19 protein-coding genes are annotated in these 21,247 nt (G+C 58.5%); 5 read left to right on the plus strand and 14 right to left on the minus strand.

Annotated elements, in window-relative coordinates:
* Positions 1 to 154: 154 nt before the first annotated feature.
* From hflC to ACNSOI_RS13620, 9 genes are all read right to left on the minus strand, one after another.
* The gene (gene hflC / locus ACNSOI_RS13580) at positions 155 to 1,030 is read right to left on the minus strand and encodes a protease modulator HflC (RefSeq protein WP_061331575.1); all 876 of its coding nucleotides are present in this window, start codon (positions 1,028 to 1,030) and stop codon (positions 155 to 157) included.
* Between the two features lie 3 nt (positions 1,031 to 1,033).
* Positions 1,034 to 2,224, minus strand: coding sequence for an FtsH protease activity modulator HflK (hflK, locus tag ACNSOI_RS13585; protein WP_106694986.1), 1,191 nt, complete (start codon positions 2,222 to 2,224; stop codon positions 1,034 to 1,036).
* Between the two features lie 84 nt (positions 2,225 to 2,308).
* Complete coding sequence (gene hflX / locus ACNSOI_RS13590) at positions 2,309 to 3,604, minus strand: ribosome rescue GTPase HflX (RefSeq protein WP_420195727.1); 1,296 nt, start codon at positions 3,602 to 3,604, stop codon at positions 2,309 to 2,311.
* 92 nt (positions 3,605 to 3,696) lie between these two features.
* Entirely contained in the window at positions 3,697 to 3,948 is a 252-nt protein-coding gene (gene hfq / locus ACNSOI_RS13595; RefSeq protein WP_058092070.1) for an RNA chaperone Hfq, read from the minus strand.
* A gap of 34 nt (positions 3,949 to 3,982) precedes the next feature.
* Positions 3,983 to 5,029, minus strand: a complete 1,047-nt coding sequence (miaA, locus tag ACNSOI_RS13600) for a tRNA (adenosine(37)-N6)-dimethylallyltransferase MiaA (RefSeq protein ID WP_420194283.1) — start codon at positions 5,027 to 5,029, stop codon at positions 3,983 to 3,985.
* A 7-nt stretch (positions 5,030 to 5,036) separates the two neighbouring features.
* Positions 5,037 to 6,932: a DNA mismatch repair endonuclease MutL gene (gene mutL / locus ACNSOI_RS13605; RefSeq protein ID WP_420194284.1), complete on the minus strand. Its 1,896-nt coding sequence runs from the start codon at positions 6,930 to 6,932 to the stop codon at positions 5,037 to 5,039.
* 20 nt (positions 6,933 to 6,952) lie between these two features.
* Complete coding sequence (locus tag ACNSOI_RS13610) at positions 6,953 to 8,284, minus strand: N-acetylmuramoyl-L-alanine amidase (RefSeq protein WP_061331580.1); 1,332 nt, start codon at positions 8,282 to 8,284, stop codon at positions 6,953 to 6,955.
* Positions 8,281 to 8,778, minus strand: coding sequence for a tRNA (adenosine(37)-N6)-threonylcarbamoyltransferase complex ATPase subunit type 1 TsaE (gene tsaE / locus ACNSOI_RS13615; protein WP_058092074.1), 498 nt, complete (start codon positions 8,776 to 8,778; stop codon positions 8,281 to 8,283). The genes ACNSOI_RS13610 and tsaE overlap by 4 nt, the downstream gene beginning before the upstream one ends.
* Complete coding sequence (locus tag ACNSOI_RS13620) at positions 8,775 to 10,337, minus strand: NAD(P)H-hydrate dehydratase (protein WP_286922062.1); 1,563 nt, start codon at positions 10,335 to 10,337, stop codon at positions 8,775 to 8,777. The genes tsaE and ACNSOI_RS13620 overlap by 4 nt, the downstream gene beginning before the upstream one ends.
* Before the next feature lie 131 nt (positions 10,338 to 10,468).
* Here ACNSOI_RS13620 and queG point away from each other — a divergent pair, with 131 nt between their 5' ends.
* Positions 10,469 to 11,563, plus strand: a complete 1,095-nt coding sequence (queG, locus tag ACNSOI_RS13625; protein WP_286922063.1) for a tRNA epoxyqueuosine(34) reductase QueG — start codon at positions 10,469 to 10,471, stop codon at positions 11,561 to 11,563.
* Here queG and orn read toward each other — a convergent pair.
* Positions 11,553 to 12,095: an oligoribonuclease gene (orn, locus tag ACNSOI_RS13630; protein ID WP_286251051.1), complete on the minus strand. Its 543-nt coding sequence runs from the start codon at positions 12,093 to 12,095 to the stop codon at positions 11,553 to 11,555. The genes queG and orn overlap by 11 nt on opposite strands.
* A 443-nt stretch (positions 12,096 to 12,538) precedes the next feature.
* Between orn and rsgA the strand changes: the two genes are divergently transcribed.
* The gene (gene rsgA / locus ACNSOI_RS13635) at positions 12,539 to 13,594 is read left to right on the plus strand and encodes a small ribosomal subunit biogenesis GTPase RsgA (RefSeq protein WP_061331584.1); all 1,056 of its coding nucleotides are present in this window, start codon (positions 12,539 to 12,541) and stop codon (positions 13,592 to 13,594) included.
* Positions 13,595 to 13,627: 33 nt separating this feature from the next.
* On the opposite strand, the gene motB is transcribed toward rsgA, so the two are convergent.
* Positions 13,628 to 14,587: a flagellar motor protein MotB gene (motB, locus tag ACNSOI_RS13640; RefSeq protein ID WP_061331585.1), complete on the minus strand. Its 960-nt coding sequence runs from the start codon at positions 14,585 to 14,587 to the stop codon at positions 13,628 to 13,630.
* A 32-nt stretch (positions 14,588 to 14,619) separates the two neighbouring features.
* Positions 14,620 to 15,471, minus strand: a complete 852-nt coding sequence (gene motA / locus ACNSOI_RS13645) for a flagellar motor stator protein MotA (RefSeq protein ID WP_061331586.1) — start codon at positions 15,469 to 15,471, stop codon at positions 14,620 to 14,622.
* 187 nt (positions 15,472 to 15,658) lie between these two features.
* On the opposite strand from motA, the gene asd reads away from it, so the two are divergent.
* Entirely contained in the window at positions 15,659 to 16,525 is an 867-nt protein-coding gene (gene asd, locus ACNSOI_RS13650) for an archaetidylserine decarboxylase (RefSeq protein WP_420194285.1), read from the plus strand.
* Between the two features lie 8 nt (positions 16,526 to 16,533).
* Here asd and epmA read toward each other — a convergent pair whose 3' ends face one another.
* A complete protein-coding gene (gene epmA, locus ACNSOI_RS13655; protein ID WP_420194286.1) occupies positions 16,534 to 17,505 on the minus strand; it encodes an EF-P lysine aminoacylase EpmA in 972 nt (323 codons plus the stop codon).
* Between the two features lie 7 nt (positions 17,506 to 17,512).
* Entirely contained in the window at positions 17,513 to 18,088 is a 576-nt protein-coding gene (efp, locus tag ACNSOI_RS13660; RefSeq protein WP_058092083.1) for an elongation factor P, read from the minus strand.
* 45 nt (positions 18,089 to 18,133) lie between these two features.
* Here efp and epmB point away from each other — a divergent pair, with 45 nt between their 5' ends.
* Together epmB and ACNSOI_RS13670 are read left to right on the plus strand one after the other, a co-directional pair.
* A complete protein-coding gene (gene epmB, locus ACNSOI_RS13665) occupies positions 18,134 to 19,237 on the plus strand; it encodes an EF-P beta-lysylation protein EpmB (protein WP_420194287.1) in 1,104 nt (367 codons plus the stop codon).
* Positions 19,238 to 19,415: 178 nt separating this feature from the next.
* Complete coding sequence (locus ACNSOI_RS13670) at positions 19,416 to 21,227, plus strand: GTPase (RefSeq protein WP_152438717.1); 1,812 nt, start codon at positions 19,416 to 19,418, stop codon at positions 21,225 to 21,227.
* Positions 21,228 to 21,247: the final 20 nt, after the last annotated feature.

Consider the following 21,247-nt stretch of genomic DNA (forward strand, 5'->3'; position numbering starts at 1 on the left):
TCCCGCGCCGGCAAAACACTCCGGGGGAATGACTCAGGATTTAGGATGCCAGGGGCTGAAAACCCAAAGCAAAACCGGCGAAATTCTACACCGTTGGCAGACACAAAAAAACCGGAATACCGAGGTATTCCGGTTTTTTGATCTTCAGAGCCGATCAGTTGGCGCCCATCGGGTCCTTCAGGAAGCGCATGAATGCGCTGTCGGAATCGATCACCATGATGTCATCCTTGCCCGAGAAGGTATTGCGATAGGCCTGCAGGCTGCGATAGAAGCTGTAGAATTCCTCGTTGGAACCGTAAGCATCTGCGTAGATCTGCGCAGCTTCACGATCACCGGCACCGCGGGTCTGCTCGGCTTCAGCAAACGCTGTGGCCAGAATAACCGTCTGCTGGCGATCTGCATCAGCCCGGATACCCTCGGCCAGCTCCTGGCCCCGGGAACGGAATTCCTGGGCCAGCTTCTGGCGCTCAGCAGCCATCCGGCGGAAGACGTTCTCACTGACCTGCCCCGGCAGCTCAATCGCTTTTACCCGGATATCCAGGACTTCGATACCGAACTCTCCAACCACGTTGGAATTCACCCGGTCACGAAGCGTGTTCATAAGCTGATCCCGCTGGCCGGATACCACTTCGTGCATGGTGCGAACACCGAACTCATCCCGCAGGCCATTATCGACCCGAGACAGAATCAGAGACCGAGCCCTGAATTCATCCCCGCCCGTGGAGCGGTAGAACTGATCCACGTTACGGATGCGCCACGCCACGTAGGAGTTTACGTCCAAAGGCTTCTTTTCCACCGTCAGGTACTGGCGAGACGGCAGGTCCATGGTCAATACCCGGATATCGAACTCGCGGATCTGGTCAATCACCGGCACCTTGAAGTGCAGGCCTGCCGGAATGTCGGTCTGAACCAATTCACCGAACCGCAGTTTAACGCCCCGGTGGGTTTCCGGGATGATGTATACACTTGACAGCACAAGCAGGACAACAATCAGAGCGCCTGCAAGGCCCACAACAGCTTTGGGTCCCATAACTTATCTGCTCCTCCGAATGTTGGTGTCCTGACGCGAGCGCAGCTCTTGCAGCACCTGGTCCGTCAGCATGCCGATATCGGCCTGGTTGCTGCCGCCAGATGAGCGGGAGCTGCTTGATGAACCACCAGTGCCTTGCATCAGACGATCCAGAGGCAGGTACATCATGTTGCCGCTGCTCTCGGTATCGATGAAGATCTTGCTGCTGTTCGCCAGCACCTGTTCCACCGCCTGAATGTACATGCGTTCGCGGGTAACCGCCGGCGCAATTTCATACACTTCCAGCAGCTGAGTGAAACGAGAGCTCTCACCTCGGGCACGCTCAACCACTTCTTCCAGATAGGCGTTGGCCTCCTCGATCAGGCGCTGGGCCTGGCCGCGAGCCTCCGGCACGATCCGGTTGCGGTAGGTTTCCGCCTCTTCCTTCAGCCGCTGTTCGTCTTCCCGGGCACGCTGCACTTCACGGAAGGCATCCTGCACCGCAGAGGGTGGCTGGGTGCTTTCAACGTTGACCCGGACAACTTCAAGACCCGCGCCATATTCACGAAGAAAGCTCTGCAGGCGCTGCTCGACACGAATAGCGAGTTCAGCACGCCCTTCAGTCAGCACCTCATCCAGAGTGGAGCTACCCACTTCGTGACGCAGGGCGCTGTCAGTGGCAAACGACAGGGCTTCGTTAGAATCCCTGACGTTGAGAACGTAGTCACGGGCATTGCCTACCCGATACTGAACCTGCAGATCAACCGTTACCAGGTTTTCATCCATGGTCAGCATCTGGCCACTGGACTGGGCGGTACGAACGTTGGTTACCCCAACCTTGTACACCCGATCAATCAACGGCACCTTGAACCTCAAACCCGGGTTCTCAGTGGTGCTGTACTCACCAAACCGGAGAACAACAGCCCGTTCCTGTTCGTCTACGGTATAGAACGACTGAAACACCACATAGCCAAGCGCCAGGATAGCTGCCAGCGCAATGACGGCACCAAACCCGCCAGCACTGCCACCGGAGCTGCTACCGCCGGAATTGCCTGAGTTGCCACCTTTGCCACCCAGCATCCTGTTCAGCTTTTCAAGGCCTTTTTTCAGCGCCTCATCCAGGTCCGGTGGCCCCTGATCATTGCCGCGACGACCACCCCCGGTTCCCCAGGGATCGTTGTCGTTACGGTTTCCACCCGGTTCATTCCAGGCCATAGTTCTCTCCGTTCATGTATTATCGAATGGCTGCAAATACTAGGGATTTATCAACGCCCCGGCAATAGCTTGCGGCTTTCGGACTCATCGAATCTCCAGCCTGAGCGCTTCTTCCCTGACGCCCGCCCGGCTCAGCAACTGCATCCAGTCCCGGTTTTGCAACCTCACCTCCAGCACTGTATCACCGGTCTCCCGGTGTTCTTCACTCAACACAGACCCAGCCTCGTGCAGAAGGGCGCGAAGCTTGCCATCGGCCGGCCCAAGCAACACAAAGTGATGCACAACGTCCTCCGCCAGCCGTTCAACCAGCGCATCGAACAGAAGCTCAAGACCCTGCCCGGTCACCGCAGACACCCAGGCCCGAACGGGCACACCATCCTCGTTCCGGTCTATCCTGGGCTCAAATCCATCCAACAGGTCAATCTTGTTGAACACCTGAAGGACCGGTATTTCGTCCGCACCGATCTCCGCCAGCACGCTCTCCACCTGTTCCATGCTGTCATCGCGACGCTCGTCGTGACAATCAATCACGTGCAGCAGTAACGTTGCCTGAGTGGTTTCTTCCAGTGTTGCGCGAAAAGCCTCTACCAGCTTGTGGGGCAAATGCCGGATGAAGCCGACCGTATCCGCCACTACGACCGGGCCAATATCCGGAAGTTCCAGACGACGCAAGGTTGGGTCCAACGTCGCAAACAACTGATCAGCAGCATATACGCTGGCTGTGGTGATTCGGTTGAATAATGTGGACTTCCCAGCGTTGGTGTAGCCCACCAGGGACAAGGTCGGAATATCGGCCCGTTTGCGGGCACGGCGGCCCTGGTCACGCTGTTTTCGGACTTTCTCAAGCCGCTTGTGAATAGACTTGATGCGTTCCCGCAGCAATCGACGGTCGGTTTCAAGCTGGGTTTCACCGGGCCCCCGCAGACCGATACCGCCTTTCTGGCGCTCAAGGTGGGTCCACCCTCGAACCAGCCTCGTTGACATATGCTCCAGCTGAGCCAGTTCCACCTGGAGCTTGCCCTCGTGGGTACGGGCACGCTGGGCGAAAATGTCCAGGATAACGCCGGTACGGTCCAGCACCCGACACTTGAGCTCCCGCTCGATGTTGCGCTCCTGACTGGGCCTGAGGGCATGGTTGAAAAGCACCACGTCCGCCTCGCTGGCGGCAACGGCATCGCGGATTTCGTCAAGCTTGCCTTCGCCAACAAAAAGCCGGGGGTTGGGCTGCTTGCGGGAGCCTGTCACCATCATCACCGGCTCAACGCCGGCGGAGGTCACCAGTTCCCGAAACTCACCGGGGTCTTCGGTATCATCGTGGGCGGTGAATTCTATGTGAACGAGAACCGCCCGTTCTCCAACGTCAGGACGCTCAAACAAGATAGGTTAAACTCCATAAAAACAAACACCCGCGGCCATTCGAGCTCTCGGGCTGTCCTGGAACGCGGGTGTAGAAACCGGAAACTCCGGAAAGATCAGTCTTCAGACTCACCTTCACCTGCCGGGTTCTGCGGCGGAAGGCGCACATTGCGAGCAGGGACCACAGTGGAAATCGCATGCTTGTAGACCATCTGGCTGACGGTGTTCTTCAGCAGAATAACAAACTGGTCAAAGGATTCGATCTGGCCCTGCAGCTTGATGCCGTTGACCAGAAAGATAGAAACCGGAATGCGTTCCTTGCGCAATGCATTGAGGTAAGGGTCTTGTAAAGAATGCCCTTTTGACATGTGAGTTCTCCTGTTTATAAGTAAGTGCAGATCGTCATTTTTCTGATTTAAATGTGGTGCCAAGGCCGCTTTTTTTCAAGGCATTAACCACCACTTGCGGATCACCGGCGTTCAGCCAGTGAACATTCGGCCATTTTCGTAACCAGGTCAGCTGCCGCTTTGCCAGTTGTCGGGTGGCGGCCACGCCCTTGTCGACGAAAGTCTGGTAATCACAGCTACCCGTCAGGTAATCCCACGCCTGCCGATAGCCAACGCAACGCATCGAAGGCATGTCAGGACTGAGATCACCCCGCTTCATCAGTGCACGGACTTCGTCCAGAAACCCTGCATTAAGCATAGCCTGAAAACGAAGCCCTATACGCCGATGAAGCTCAGAACGCTCGGCTGGAGCCAAGGCAAACTGGAAAACAGTATACGGCAGGCTCGGGGTTTCGTCTGCCTGCCAACGGGTAAAATACGTGTAATCCTCAATACCTGACACCGCCTCCTGTTCAGAAGTTCCCGATTGCGCCTGCCAGATTTCAGAAATGGGTCTGCCCGTCAGGCGAATAACTTCCAGTGCCCGCATCAGCCGCTGGCGGTTATTTGGGTGGATTAGCCCGGCGGCAACGGGATCAAGGCTTGTCAGTTCCCGGTGCAGGTACTCCCAACCGTGCTCTGCCGCCTCCTGCTCGATGCGCGCCCGCAACTCCGGGTTAGCGGAGGGCAAGTCGGACATACCGTGCAACAATGCCTTGAAATACATCATGGTTCCGCCAACCAACAACGGGATGCGGCCGCGGCGGGTGATATCTGCCATCTCGGCAAGCGCATCACGACGAAAATCCGCAGCGGAATAGCTGTCGGCAGAATCACAGATGTCGATCAGGCGATGAGGTGCTCTGGCCAGTTCTTCGGCATCAGGTTTTGCGGTACCAATATCCATACCCCGGTAAATCATCGCGGAATCGACACTGATGATGTCACATGGGAGCATGTCACAGAGGGCGATGGCCATATCGGTTTTGCCGGAAGCCGTCGGCCCCATCAGAAAGATAGCCGGCGGCAGCGCATGCCCCGGTTGGTGCTCAGTGTCCGACATGGAGTGACTAACGCCCCCTCAGGAACAGTTTGTCGAGTTCTGACAGCGTAACCAGAGTCCAGGTGGGGCGGCCGTGATTGCATTGGCCGCTTCGCTCGGTGGCTTCCATGTCACGTAACAGCGAGTTCATTTCCGGAATGGTGAGTTGCCGGTTTGCCCGAACAGAACCATGGCAGGCCATAGTGCCCAGCAGTTCGTGAGTGACGGCTTCTACCCGGTCGCTCTGCCCGTGCTCAATCAGATCCGCCAGCACGTCCCGGACCAGTTGTTCGGTGTCGGCGCCCCGCAATAACGCCGGGATCTGCCGCACAGCCAGGGTCTCCGGGCCGATTCGTTCAATTTGCAACCCCAGGTGCTGCAACTCCTCGCCGTGAGTTTCCGCCAGCGCCGCCTCTTTCTGGCTTACCGCCAATGACAACGGCACCAGCAGGGGCTGGCTTTTCAGATCTTGCTCGGCCAGGGCGTGCTTCATACGCTCATAGGTGATGCGCTCATGGGCAGCATGCATATCAACAACGATCAGGCCAGCCCGGCTCTGGGCAAGGATGTAGATGCCATGTAGCTGGGCTATGGCATAACCCAGGGGCGGCTCTTCATCGGTGTCTCGTGGAGGCGTGACCGCAACCGGCTGGCTGGCATGGTCAGGCCGGGAAGCAACCCCCCCACCCTCATTCAGGGATTGATAAAACGCCATCTGGTCACTGGCCTTCCATTCCTGCTGCGGCTGGGAAGCCGACCCAACACCAAAGCCGCCTCCGTTGGCATAACCACCAGCTACAGGCGGCGCCTGGTCCGGGAGAGATGCCCCCATCCCAGCTGGATGACCGGCGGGGTTGGCAACAACTGCCTCTGGCTCGCGCCCGAAAGACTGAGCGACCGCACCGCGCAAATGATCATCCGGGCGAACATCAGCCAGAGCCCGGTGCAGGGTGCGGAAGATAAAATCATGGACCAACCGACCATCCCGGAACCGGACCTCGTGCTTGGTGGGGTGCACGTTGACATCGACGGTGGCGGGTTCCACTTCCAGATAGAGCACAAAGGCGGGGTGGCGGTTGTTGTAAAGCACATCCCGGTAGGCCTGTCGCACCGCATGGGCGACCAGCTTATCCCGAATGACCCGGCCATTCACGAAGAAGTACTGCAGGTCCGCCTGGCTGCGCGAGAAGGTGGGCAATGCCACCCAGCCCCAGAGCCGCAGGCCGGTCGCTTCCGCGTCAATAATAACGGCGTTGTCTATAAACTGCTGTCCGCACAGCGAACCAATCCGTCGCTCCTTGTCGACCTCCGACTCTGCTGGCCGCAGGCTCTGCACCACACGCTGGTTGTGGCGCAGGGTAAAGCCAGCATCAAATCGGCTCAGGGCCTGCCGGCGAATACACTCTTCCACATGATTGAATTCGGTTTTTTCCGTTCGCAGGAACTTGCGCCGGGCTGGCGTGTTGAAGAACAGGTCACGGACTTCCACGGTGGTTCCCACCGGGTGCGCGGCCGGAGAAAGACGGGCATCCATATCCCGGCCTTCCACCTCCACTCGGGCCGCGGCTTCCTGGGCTTCGGTGCGGGACGTGAGTGCCAGGCGCGAAACGGAACTGATACTGGCCAGGGCTTCACCACGAAAGCCTAATGTACCGACAGCTTCCAGGTCATCGAGGGTCAGGATTTTACTGGTGGCATGGCGGCTGAGGGCCAGCGGCAGGTCGGCTTCGTCAATGCCCGAGCCATCATCACGCACCCGGATCAGCTTGACGCCACCCTGCTCCACTTCAATATCAACCCGGCTTGCACCTGCATCCAGCGCGTTTTCCACTAACTCTTTGACGACGGATGCAGGCCGCTCCACCACCTCGCCCGCAGCAATCTGGTTGGCGAGCCGGGGCGATAGCAACTGAATGTGGGGCATATCCGGGAACTACCTCTTGATCAGGATGAGGGGATGCGAATGGTTTGCCCTACCATAACACGATCATCGGTCATCCCGTTAAAGCGCATTAACTCGCTGACGGTGGTCTGGTTCTGCCGGGCCACACCAGACAAGGTGTCACCCCGCTGGATACGGTACCGGCTAACCTGCCCGCCACCTTTCTGATTTTCCTTCTGCCAGGCCAATAGCGTGCCCGGTGGAGGCGTTCGCTGAAAATACTCGTGAATACCGTCCATGATGGCGTTGGCCAGTCGATTGCGATACCACTCGGTGGCCAGGTTCTGCTCTTCTTTCGGGTTCGAGATAAACCCGGCTTCCACCAGTATTGACGGTATATCCGGAGACTTCAGAACCGCGAAGGCCGCCTGCTCAACACCGGGCTTGTGCAACTTGGCAACACCGCCCAACTGCCCCAGCACAGAGCTCCCCACCCCGAGACTGGCATTGATGCTGGCGGTCATGGAGAGATCCAGCAGAACACCTGCCAGCATATCGTCGCGACCGTCCAAAGACACGCCACCAGCACCGCCAATCAGATCAGAGCGATTCTCGCTTTGGGCCAGCCAGCGCGCGGTTTCACTTGTCGCTCCCCGCTGGGACAGGGCAAATACCGATGCGCCACTGGGTTGAGGTGTTCTGAAGGCATCTGCATGCACCGAGACGAACAGATCCGCGTTGTACTTGCGCGCCAGCAACGTGCGATTGCGCAACCCGATGTAATAGTCCCCGGTGCGGGTAAGTTTGGCGGTAAAGCCCGGCTGCTTGTTGATCAGATCCGCCAGGGTTTTGGACATTCTGAGCACAACATCTTTTTCCCGGGTACCTCTGGGGCCGATAGCGCCTGGGTCTTCACCGCCGTGGCCCGGGTCGATCACGATGATGATATCCCGCTTGCCGGCTGAATCCTGAGTCACCGTGGGGCTGGCAGCCCGTTCGAGACGGCTGCCCTTCTCGTCAATCAGGTCGACCACCAGCCGGTGCCCGTATTGCTGATTGGGCTCCAACACAAAACTGCGGGGCTTGATGTCGCTTTTCAGATCGAGTACCACCCTGAGGTCGCTGCCATTGCGCGGTGCGCTGCGGATCCGCTCAATCGGACTGCCACTGAGGTCCACTTTGCTGAAATCCGCTTTCAGGGAGGTATTTTTCAAGTCGATTACCAACCTCGAGGGCCCGGATAGCGCAAACACGTTGTGCTCCACACTACCGGCAGTATCAAGGACGAGGCGCGTGTGGTCAGGCGCGGGCCAGAGCCGCACGCCTTCAATCTGGGTAGCAGCCTGAGCGAGGTTAGCCGCCAGAGCCACCATCAAACACAGAAAAAGTCTCATGAATCAGGCCCTATCAGCTCTATTTGATTCAACAGGGAGGCGCCGAACTCCGATCGGGCACGCAGTACTACCGACCGGCCTTCTCCCTGCCGTTCCAGGTGGATTTCAAGATCTGGCTCTGGCAGAACACCCTCTCCCCGCTCCGGCCATTCAATCAGACAGAAACTGCCGCCCGAAAAGTAATCGCGGATTCCCATGTACTCAAGCTCCTCGGGATCGCCCAGACGGTAAAGGTCGAAATGGTATACCGGCGGGTCCAGGTCTTCATAGGGCTCCACAAGGGTATACGTTGGGCTTTTAACCGCTCCCACATGCCCGAGCCCTCTCATTACACCGCGGCTCAGAGTGGTTTTCCCCATGCCCAGATCGCCATCCAGGAACACCACAATGCCCTGATCGGATGCCTTCACCAGCCCGGCAAGCTCACCGCCCAGGCGCTCTGTTTCCGCTTCACTCTCCAGAAACAACCGGCGTTCATTGCCGAAAATGCTCATAACGCCTCCTGGTCGTCACGGCTGTTCACCTTTTCTGCTTCCCACAGCACCTTTGGCAAGGCGCTGATTACATCCGTGGGCGTCAGCCCCATATAGCCATAAGTCTGCACCGCCTGGTCCGCCGCGGCCAGATGCAGAGCCGCAGCCATTGTCGTGGCCTGCCGGGGGTCCTTCAGCTGTGCCAGCAACGCGCCGGCGATGCCGGATAAAACATCGCCCATGCCCCCGGTCGCCAGGCCCGGATTACCACCAGGAACAATCACCGGAAGTGCCGAGCCACTGGCGATAACGGTACCCGCGCCTTTCAGCAACACCACCCCGCCCAGCATGGTTTGCAGCCGGCGGGCTGCAGACACCCGGTCCGCCTCAACGCCAGCGACATCACAACCCAACAACCGCGCCGCCTCGCCGGGGTGTGGCGTCAGTATATGGCTATCAGACACCACGGGCACTCGCCCGGCCATCAGATTGAGCGCGTCGGCATCCAACACCCGCGGCAGCCCGCTTTGTTCAACCTGTTGCAGCATCTGCTGCCCCCAGGCCAGCTTGCCCATGCCAGGACCACACACCACCACATCGGCCCTAGCCAATAATGGCGGCAATTCTGAGCCATGGATCAACCCGTGCACCATCAAGGACGGGCAGCGGGCAAGCGCAGCCGTAACATGTTCCGGGCGGGTAGCCAGGGTAACCAGACCGGCCCCGGCCCGGGACGCCGCCTCGGCCGCCATGATACCGGCGCCACCAAAACCCCGGTCACCGGCAACCACCAACACGTGGCCAAAACGCCCCTTGTGGGCATCAAGCGGACGGACAGGCAGCTGTTCCTTGCACTGGGCCCAGGACTGCAAGCGGGCAAGCGGCGGCTGGCCACTGCCAGAGATATCGTGGCCGGTATCAAGAGCCTCAAACACTACCTCACCGCAAACACCGGCACCGGCACCCGTGTACAAGCCAGCCTTGGCGCCAATGAAAGTCACCGTTACCTTGGCCTGAATCACATCACCCGCTGAAGAGCCTGTTGTGGCATTCAGGCCGGACGGCAAATCCACCGCCAATACCGGCAAACCCGATTCATTAACCCGCCGAATCACACCTGCAAAGGGCTCCCGGGGCGTACCCGTCACTCCTGTACCCAGCATCGCATCCACCACCAGGGTTGCAGACGCCAGATGTTTTTCCAATCCGTCTTCGCCCAGTTCGCCGATATCTTCAACACTGACACCTTCCGCACGGGCCCGGTTCAGCGCGTTAAGTGCGTCCCCGGCCAACTTACCCGGCGGTGCTACCGCAATGCACCGGGCGGCGATACCATGCCTGTGAGCATTCGCAGCCACCAAGTAGCCATCGCCGCCGTTGTTACCAGCACCGCAAAGCACCAGAATCGACCCGGGGACAGGCCAGTGACGCAACAACTGGCGAAAGGCCGCCCGGGCAGCGGCCTGCATCAACTCAAAGCCATCAACGCCTTGCTGATCAATCAGGTAGCGGTCAATTGCTCGCACCGAGTCGGCGGAGTAGAGCGCTTCTGGTAGACTGCTTGCATTGCGTATTGGCATTCGCCAAAGCTCCAGCTAAAGAAACCGGTTTAAGAAAACTGGCCAGATACCTGTAAAGAATAGCAAAACAGGGAAAAAGGTCATAACTTAATCAAATTAAATCTTCGCAGGTTACACAGCCGACTTCTCCCATGACGTCAAACCCAGAGCTCCGCTCCGAGCGGCCCGAACATGAGGCACTGCATGCCCTGCCCGACCAGATCCGGGCCTGGGCCAGCGAGCTCGGCTTTGCCGACGCCGGTATCACCTGCGCTGATACCGGGCCCCACGCCGAACGCCTGCAACAGTGGCTGAAAGCCGGCTACCATGGCGACATGGCGTATATGGCAGACCACGGCGACAAACGCTACACCCCCGACTCACTGGTGCCCGGTACCACCCGCGTTATCTCAGTACGGATGGATTACCTGCCCGCTCCGGACAATCCGAAGCAGGTACTGACTAACCGCGAAACCGCCTACGTGACTCGTTACGCCCTGGGCCGGGATTACCACAAACTGATGCGCAAACGGCTGGCCACCCTGGCGGCAAAGATTGATTCCGCGGTCAGCGGCTACGACTACCGAGCCTTCGTAGACAGCGCACCGGTTCTGGAACGCGGGCTCGCCCAGCGGGCGGGGCTGGGCTGGATTGGCAAGAACAACATGCTGATTCACCCCAAAGCCGGTTCATTCTTCTTTCTGGGTGAAATCTTTACCAGCGCTCCGCTGCCGGTAGACCAAGCCTTTGACAGCCAGCATTGTGGCTCCTGCTCCGCGTGCCTGGAGGTATGCCCTACCGACGCCTTCGTTGGCGCTCACTTACTGGATGCCCGCCGCTGCATCAGCTATCTCACCATTGAACTCAAGGGGCCCATTCCGGAACAGCTGCGGTCAAAGATGGGCAATCGGGTATTCGGCTGCGACGACTGCCAGCTGGTTTGCCCCTGGAACAAATTCAACAAACCGACCCGGGAAAACGACTTTCAGCCCCGGCATGGCCTCGACAATAGCAGCCTGGCCGAGCTTTTTCTGTGGACGGAGGACGAGTTCCTGAAGCGCACCGAAGGCTCGGCCATCCGCCGAACCGGTTATGAAAACTGGCTACGCAACCTGGCGGTCGGGCTGGGCAACGCCCCGAGCACCATTCCGGTGATCGAGGCACTGAAACAGCGGGCCGACCACCCTTCCGCGCTGGTGCGGGAGCATGTGGCCTGGGCGCTAAAGCAGCACGGCATTACAGCTTGAAGAAGGTCTCCCGGTAGTGGCGAAGTTCGTCGATGGAATCGCGAATGTCGTCCAGGGCCAGGTGGCTGCCTTTCTTTTTCACGCCATCAAGTACATCCGGGCGCCAGCGGCGGGCGAGTTCCTTGATGGTGGAGACATCCAGGTTACGATAATGGAAGAAGGCTTCCAGCTCGGGCATATACTTCACCAGGAAGCGGCGATCCTGGCCGATGCTGTTACCACACAACGGTGATTCGCCGGCGGACAGGTACTGTTTCAGGAAGGCCAGGGTTTCTTGCTCCGCTTCGGCTTCGGAGGTTTTGCTATCTTTCACCCGCTGGGTCAGGCCGCTGGCGCCATGGGTGTTGGTGCACCATTCGTCCATGGCATCCAGCAGGCTGTCTGGTTGGTGAATGGCAATTACCGGGCCTTCAGCCACCAGGTTCAATTCTGAATCGGTAATTATCGTGGCCATTTCGATGATCCGCTCTTTCTCCGGATCCAGGCCGGTCATTTCCAGGTCTATCCATACCAGTCGGTTGTGGTCGGGCATTCGTCTTGACACCTATGCGGTTTTGGTTGGGTGTTGTCGCGGATGTGGGGTGGTGTTCCGAAAAACGCTCCTTCGGCACATCCATGTGGCACTTCGGCTCCGCCATCCATGGCTCCGCAGATTTTCGGAACACCACCCCACACCCGCTTTTCAAACCTGGCGCCTGCCGCTGTTCCTCTGTGTCGCAATTCCGTGGAAATCTGCAATGGTATCTGTGCGGGCATTGGGAGGTCTTTCCGGGAGTGTCTGAAGCCATGGATGGCTTCAGTCAAGCGCACATGGATGTGCTCGTAGCGTCTCCCGGAAAGACCTCCCAATGCCTGCACTTGCACCAAGCCCAGAATCCACGAAACCAGAAGTAGAGGCAGGCACCAAAACTCTGCCTATTGTCCATGATTCACGTATCATGTGTCACACCACTTTCCCGGAACATTTGAGAGCCGATGGCCAAGAGAAAACTGAACAAACGCCAACAGTGGCGCATCGAGAAAATCCAGAAGGAACGCACCGAACGGCTGAACCGCAAGGAAAAAGCCGTGGAAGCGCAAGCCGAAGCCGGCGAACTGGGGCCTGAACAGGAAGGCCTGGTGATTGCCCACTATGGCCAGCAACTGGATATCGAAGCGCTGGAAGGTGACGACACCGGGCGTGTGTTCCGGTGCTTTGTTCGAGCCAACATCGACAACCTGGTGACCGGTGACCGGGTGGTGTGGCGGCCCGGGAAAAGCGAGACCGGGGTGATCGTAGCCCGCTGTGAGCGCAACAACCTGCTGCAGCGGCCGGATAACTTCGGCGCCTTGAAGCCAGTGGCGGCGAATATCGATCATATTATCCTGGTGATTGCACCGGAGCCGGAACCCCACGACAACCTCATCGATCGCTACCTGGTGGCCTCGGAAAGCTCCGACATTCCGGCGGTTATCCTGCTGAACAAGACCGATCTTATTACCGACCAGAACCGGGCCCAGATTGATGCGCTGCTGGGTCGCTATGAAGCGCTTGGGTACCAGGTGGAGCGTACCTCTGCCACTGCCTGCGCCGGGCAGCCTGCGCCAGAGGTGGAGTCACTGGTCCGGGACAAAACCAGCGTTTTCGTGGGCCAGTCGGGGGTGGGCAAGTCATCCATCATCCAGACCTTGCTGCCGGATGAACTGCTCCGAGTGGGCGCGGTATCCGAAAGTACCGGCAAAGGCGTACACACCACCACCACGGCGAAGCTGTTTCACCTGCCGGGCGGCGGCGACCTGATTGATTCTCCAGGGATTCGGGAGTTCGGTTTGTGGCACATGACCCCACAGGAAGTGGAGTATGGTTTCCGGGAAATTCGGCCGCTGATCGGGCTTTGCAAGTTCCGCAACTGCCGCCACATGGGAGACCCCGGCTGCGCGCTTGATGCGGCAGCAGAGGCCGGAACGGTGTCGAGGGAACGGCTGAAGAGTTTTCACCGGATTCTGCAAGATATGGCAGAACAACAGTCCCGGGGGCTGAGAATCACCTGAGGCAACAGCCCCGCGCACGGCGCCAGCGGAACGTTACCAGTTCAACTCTCCGGGCGCCGGTTCCGGCCGCTCCTCGAACCAGTCTCCCCGCTCCAGTTGCTCTCTCGCTTCCTGCTGCTGTTCTTCCGTCGGCTGGGTGAGGTCAATCAACGGCTGATCTGACCTGCCCGCGCCGGTTTCAATACTGTCAGCGGCTTTTTTGTTGAGCACGATGATCGAGATCCTGCGGTTCACCGGGGCTGTCGGGTTTTCCTTGTCAAACAATACAGAATCACTCAGCCCCACCACCCGGGCAATCTGCTGAAGACGCACGCCGCCGGCAACCAGGGCTCGCCTGGCCGTGTTGGCACGGTCTGCCGACAGCTCCCAGTTGGTATAACCGGGCCGGCCAACAAATGGCGTGGCGTCGGTGTGTCCGGTAATGCTGAGTTTGTTATTGACCGAACCGAGAGTTCGGGCCAGCTCAAACAGAATGTCCTGGGAATAGTATTTGAGTTCAGCACGCCCACTGTCGAACATCGGGCGGCCAGAGCGATCAACAATCTGGATTCTCAGCCCCTCATCGGTGATGTCGATCAGCAATTGATCCTTGAATTCCTGCAAGGTCTCGCTTTGCTCAATCCGCTCCTGGAGCTCCTGGAACAGCTGTTCCATGCGACGCTGTTCGAGCGTGTCAGCCAGTTGGTCAACCACTTCGTCCTGGATCTGGACAGGGCTTGATTCGATGTCCTGGGTCGCTTCGTTGATAACCGATGCACTACCCCCCAGGTCCACCGGGCTGCGAGCACCGCCTTCCATGAAACCGACAGGGTCTTTGAAATACCCCTCAACCGCCAGTTTCTGTTCGGGAGACGCTGTGGCCGTAAGCCAGAGAACCAGAAAGAACGCCATCATGGCGGTGGCAAAGTCTGCAAAGGCCACCTTCCAGGAGCCACCGTGATGGCCCCCGACCACTTTTTTCTTGCGTTTGATGATGATCGGCTGTTCTTCCACAACTCAACTCCGGGCGATTGGGACGCAGCTCGTCACTTCGAACGAACGTGGTCGTTGAGTTCCTGGAAACCAGGTCGTTTATCCGTGGGTAACGACTTGCGGCCGAATTCAATGGCCATCTGGGGCGCCTGACCAGACACCGTCGCAACGATAGCCGATTTCACACATTCATAAGCCTTCAGCTCGTACTTGGCTGAGTGTTCCATGGAAATCGACATGGGGCCGACAAAGCCATAACCCATCCAGATACCCAAGAACGTACCGACCAGAGCCGCTGCCACACTCAGGCCGATTTTCTCGGGCCCCTCGGTGAGAAAGTTCATGGTGATGACAATACCCAGTACCGCCGCCACGATACCAAGGCCCGGCAAGGCGTCGGCAATCTTGTTGACCGCGTGAGCGGGCTCTTCCAGCTCATGCTGACGACTATCGATCTCGTTTTCCATCATGCCTTCCAGCTCATGGGGCGCCATGTTGCCGGAACTGATAATGCGAAGGTAGTCAGTGATGAAATCCAGAAGATCGCGGGATTTCATGATGGCCGGGTAACGGGTGAAGATCTGGCTGTTTTCCGGGTTGTCGATGTCCTCCTCAATGGCCATGACCCCCTGCTTCCGAGATTTGTCGAACACTTCATATAGCAGGCTGAGCAAATCCATATAGTAGGACTTGTTGAACGGCGAGCCGGTCAGCAACCGCATGAAACCCTGCCCTACCTCTTTCACCGTGTGCATGGGGTTGGCAATGATGAATGACCCAACCGCCGCGCCGCCGATGATCAAGATCTCGGTCGGCTGCCACAGCACCATCAAATGACCACCGTGCAGCACGTATCCGCCCAGCACACTTGCAACAACTATCACCGCACCAATAATCAGCAGCATGAAAAGATATACGCCTTTTGTTATCTCGTTAACGACCGAGGTCAGTCACGGGTTCTCCACCCCGACCGGGGCGAGCTGTGCCCTGATAATAGCAAGGCTCTGAACGAACAGCGAAGGCGTGAAACAATTTCTATACACGGGGCCGCTTTTGTTACACTGCCGCCTCTGTTCTTACCGAGACTTATTGATGTTTGACAAACTGTTCGTACTGAGCCAATACATTACGCCCCAACGCGCTGTCTCTCGCCTGGCAGGTCGCCTGGCCGACAGCACGAGCGCCCCGGCCATGAAAAACCGCGTTGTTAACTGGTTTATCGGCCGCTACGGCGTAAACATGAGCGAAGCAGCTGAGTCAGACCCTACCGTCTATCCATCGTTCAATGCGTTTTTTACCCGCGCCCTCAAACCCGGCGTGCGCAGTGTGGCAGAAGGCAGCGATGTATTTGTCAGTCCGGTCGACGGTACCATCAGCCAACTAGGGCAGATCAGTAACGACAGAGTTTTCCAGGCCAAGGGCCAGTCCTTCGGGCTGACGGAAATCCTCGGCGGTGACGACAGCCGGGCTGAGCCGTTCCGGCACGGGGAGTTCAGCACCATTTACCTGTCGCCCAAAGACTACCACCGCATTCATATGCCCATGGCCGGCACACTGCGGGAGATGGTCTATGTGCCGGGCAAGTTCTTCTCGGTGAACCCGGTTACCGCGGCGCATGTTCCCAACCTGTTCGCCAGAAATGAACGCGTTGTCTGCATTTTCGATACCGAGGCAGGTCCCATGGCCCTGGTTCTGGTGGGCGCGATGATCGTGGGCAGCATGGAAACCACCTGGGCCGGAGTAATTGCGCCGGAACCTGCACAGATAACCCGCTGGGTTTATCAGGGCGAAGACGCGATCAGTTTTGAGAAAGGTGAGGAAATGGGCCGGTTCCGTCTGGGCTCCACGGTTGTCCTGGCAATGCCCAAGGGCGCGGTAACCTGGGACGCCAATCAGGTTCCCGGCAAAAGCGTACGCATGGGCGAAGCGTTTGGCCGGGTAGCCAGCAAGAACACCTGAGACCTGACTCAGGCGCGCTCGACCGGAAACGCCAGCACGTCTTCTATCCGCTCAGCCCCGGTTTTCAGCATCAGCAGGCGGTCCAACCCCAGGGCCACACCGGAACACTCGGGCAGCCCGGCGTCCAGGGCTGCCAGAAAACTCTGATCAACAGCCATTTCCCCCTTGCCCGCCGCTTTTCGGCGGCGGTTGTCCTGTTCGAACCGGGCTCGCTGCTCAACCGGATCGGTCAGCTCCCAGTAACCGTTGCACAACTCAAGCCCGTCAATGTAGAGCTCGAATCGATGCGCTACCGGGAAGCCATCGTCGTCTGCGGTCACTTTGGCCAAGGCTGCCTGACTAGCCGGATACCGGGTAATGAACACCGGCCGGCCCTGCCCCAACAGTGGCTCCACCTTGAAGCTCATCACCAGGTCCAGGCAATCATCACGCCCCATGCCGGCCAACTGCTCCGGCTCCAGCCATTGCTGACAGTACTGGTACAGGTCGTGATCCGTGATGGCCATCGGATCGATGCCGGCAAGCGCCTGCAGGGCCTCACGGTAGGTCAGCACATCCGGGCGATCACATCCCAGCCAGTCACACACCAGGTCAGCCACTTCGGCCATCATCGCCGTGTCGTCCAGGCCCACCCGGTACCATTCCAGCAACGAAAATTCGGGGTTATGGCGGCTACCACGCTCGCCATTACGGAATACCCGGGCAATCTGATAGATACATCCCGAGCCCGCCGCCAGCAGGCGTTTCATGTGATATTCAGGGGAGGTCTGCAACCAGCCGCCGGAAACTCCCGCAGCGTTGACCGCCGCCGCGATACCGTCGAGGTTGATATCGGTGACGCCATGCCGGCCGAGCACCGGCGTTTCCACCTCCAAAACACCCCGCTCTGCAAAAAAGCCGCGCACCCAGGCTAGCTGTTGTGCACGGCTTTTAAGATGCTCCCGCGAGGCAGAAGGCTGCCAGACAGGCTGATCGGTCATTGTCGGATCAGCTGCTCTTGACGCGGTTAACGTACTCGCCAGAGCGGGTATCCACTTTCAGCACTTCGCCAATGGTGATGAACAAGGGTACGTTCACCACTGCGCCGGTAGACAGTGTTGCCGGCTTGGAACCACCCTGGGCGGTGTCACCTTTCATACCCGGATCGGTATCCACTACTTCCAGCTCGACAAAGTTCGGCGGTGTGACGGTGAGCGGCGCGCCGTTGTACAGGGTCACGGTGTAAACATCCTGCTCTTTCAGCCACTTGACGGTGTCGCCCACGGCCTTGGCATCGGCAGCGTACTGTTCGAACGAGCCGTCGGTCAGCATGAAATGCCAGAACTCGCCGTCGGTGTACAGGTATTCCATGTCCTGGTCCATCACGTCCGCGGCTTCCAGACTCTCACCGGATTTGAACGTACGCTCCCAGACCCGGTTGGTCATAAGGTTGCGCAATTTAACGCGGTTGAACGCCTGCCCCTTACCGGGCTTGACGAACTCGTTCTCCAGCATGATACAGGGGTCGCCATCCAGCAAAACTTTGAGACCGCTGCGAAATTCGTTGGTAGAATATGAAGCCATGAAATGTCCACCTGACAGACTGTCGTTAAAATTTCAAAGGTCGCTATGATACAGCGAACCCCTGCCCGTATAGAAGCCCGTAACGAAGAGCCTTCATTGATCGCTACCGAACAGCGTCAACAGCCCCACAATTCGGCTAAAGGCTGGCAACAGATTCTGGCAGAATCCGTTACCTGCCCGGAGCAGCTGCTTGGGCGCCTGAACCTGCCGGCGGAGCCCTGGCTCAAGGGTGCCAGCGCGGGCCACCAACTGTTTCCCGTGCGGGTGCCCGAGCCGTTCATACGGCGAATGACTCCGGGTGACCCCAACGACCCCCTGTTGCGACAGGTACTGCCGCTGGCGGAAGAATCGCGACAACAAGCAGGTTATGTGCGCGATCCGCTGCAAGAGAACAACGCCATCCAGACCACAGGGCTGATCCGCAAGTACCAGAGCCGGGCACTGCTGATGGTAACGGGCCAGTGTGCAATCAACTGCCGCTACTGCTTTCGCCGCCACTTCCCCTATGAATCCCAGCGGCTCGGTCCGGATGACCGCCAGCAGGTTCTGGCGACCCTGAAAGCCGCACCCGAAATTAACGAAGTGATCTTCAGCGGTGGTGATCCACTGGCAGTGAATGACCGGCTATTGGCGCAATGGGCCGAAGCCCTGGCAGACATACCGCATATCAAGCGCCTGCGAATACACAGCCGGCTACCGGTCGTTATTCCGCAACGGGTGTGCGACGCCCTGCTGGGCTGGCTTGGCAATTCGCCACTTCAGAAAATCCTCGTGGTGCATGTTAATCACCCGGCAGAGCTAGACTCAGACACACGAAAAGCCTTTGCGCGCCTTCGCGAAGTGGGGGTGACCCTGCTCAACCAGAGCGTGATCCTGAAAGGGGTCAATGACTCAGCCAACATCCTGGCCCGGCTGAGTGAAGACCTGTTTGATTCGGGCGTTATGCCCTACTACCTGCACGCGTTTGATCCCGTTGCAGGCGCCCATCACTTTGATGTCAGCGACCAAGCGGCGGCAGCGCTGGTTCGGGCGCTTATGACGCGGCTGCCGGGCTTTCTGGTTCCAAGGCTGGTCAGGGAACTGCCCGGGGAGACCAGTAAAACCCCTATTTTCACAGGCGATAATCAGGCCAACATCAGCGTAACGTGAGACATGTCGCAAAAGCGGTCCCACTTACACTTGTCAAAGATTGTCAACTCATGATCTTCTCGCTTTTTGTTATTGGTTTGCTATCTTAAAGTTCTATAGGTAAAGACAATAAAAGCATGTATTTTCGACACTTTCGGTCGATACATACTCAAAGCGACTCAAACACTGGCGTGAGATCATGGAAGGCAATATTCTGAAACCTGAACTGAAGGTTCCTGAACAGAAAACCGCAAGCCTGTCGTTTTGCGATACGACACCCAAGGCCTTTCGTCTGTGGATTGACCAGCTACCGATGGCCAACATCGGTGAGGCATCCCGCCAGCTTTACCATGCGATTATTGAACTGAACCACCTGTTTCTGGCTCCGCAGCAACGAATGCAGTTCCTTGAGCTGGTTCGCGAGAAAATTCATTTTGTCTGCAACGAGTTGTCACGGCACTTTCTGGGCCTGGCCATCGCCCTGCCCGAGAAACAGCGCAAGATTGCCAACCTGGCCCAGGCCCTGCAGCTTCATCTGGCCAGCGGCTATAAATTGTGTGTACTGGAATATCTGGATAACGGCGGTCTGGACAAAAATCGCCGCCACGTTGCCGCCGCCATTCACCGCGCCACGTCCGAGCTGGGCGCCACGATTGTCCGCTCCCATCAGCTCTACTGCCCAAGCCCGGCCCTGAGCTGGCTAGAATGCCACCGTCTGTACCGGTTTGCGCACCGGAACAAACTGGCCGCACTGGAAATCGATGACGACACCCTGACCCATCGCCGCGCCAGTACGGTGGCCGACAGTTACAAACGCATTCTCCTGCTGGGCTGCGCCCGCCCCAATCAACTCCGCCAGGCTGAGCTGACGCAGGTTTATGAGCTGTTCGAGTCCTGGACCGAGTTCTGCCAGTGCGGCCCGGACATTGGAACTGACAGCCTGTTCGTGATCAACATGGAACTGGACAACCCGCCAGTCTATCGGAGCTTGCTGGAAAACAAGCCGGGGGACGAGAGCTGCGGTTTTGACACCAAAGATCTTTCCACGCAGCTGGCCGAGGTGCTGCACGCCAGGCGCAGCCACGAGAAAGATACTACGCGGCTACAGGTATCGTCCAAAATCAGCGACACCCTGCTCACACATCTCAGCCAGGCGCTGGGTATTCTGGCCAAGCGGAATTTCAACCGCATTTCCAGCCAGGGCACGCTGGAGGTCTGCGTCGGCCTGACGGCCACCCACTATTTCGTCGCCGGTGAAAAGACCTTTGCCGAGTTCCTGAACGGCAACGAAACCATTGATCCCGAGCAGGAAAACCGGTTTGTCCGCAATGCCAACCGGAACACGGACGCCTGGGCCGGAGCCCACGACGCGGGCCCAAGTGAGGACAGGCTGCACGCGGCCGATGCACCGATCAACTTCAAGTCGGGTACCGGGGCCGCCATACCCACGGGACAGGAGAAGAGCCGCCCCCGCTCCCATCATGCACTGCTGATCAACACCAGCCCGGGTGGCTACTGCGTTGCCTGGGAAACCAATGTGCCGGCCTCCCTGCAGGCGGGTGAGATTCTTGGGGTACGGGAACAGAAATCCCATCCCTGGAGCATCGCCGTGGTGCGCTGGTTGCGTCAGGTCCGGAATCAGGGCACCCAGATCGGCATTGAGTTGCTGGCCCCCAGTGCCGCGCCTTGCGGGGTTCGATTGATCCAGAAAGTGGGCAACAGCAGCGAATACCTCCGGGGGCTGCTGCTGCCTGAAATCAGCGTCGTCAATCAGGCTGCGACCCTGATTACCCCAAGGCTGCCCTTCCAGAGTGGCAGCCGCATCTCATTGCTGCACGATGGCCGGGAAGATCAGGGACAACTGCTCAAGAAGGTCTCTGCCACCGGTAGCATCAGCCAGTTTGAACTGAAACTGCAGAATCCGGCGGCCCTGGCCAGTCCGAATGGCGCCCCGCCATCAACGCCCGGCGCCACGGAAGACGAATTCGACTCCCTGTGGCCATCACTATAACGCCAAAGGTCGGAAAGACT

This window comes from Marinobacter sp. GH_1, from assembly GCF_048595985.1.
Taxonomy (GTDB): Bacteria; Pseudomonadota; Gammaproteobacteria; order Pseudomonadales; family Oleiphilaceae; genus Marinobacter; species Marinobacter shengliensis.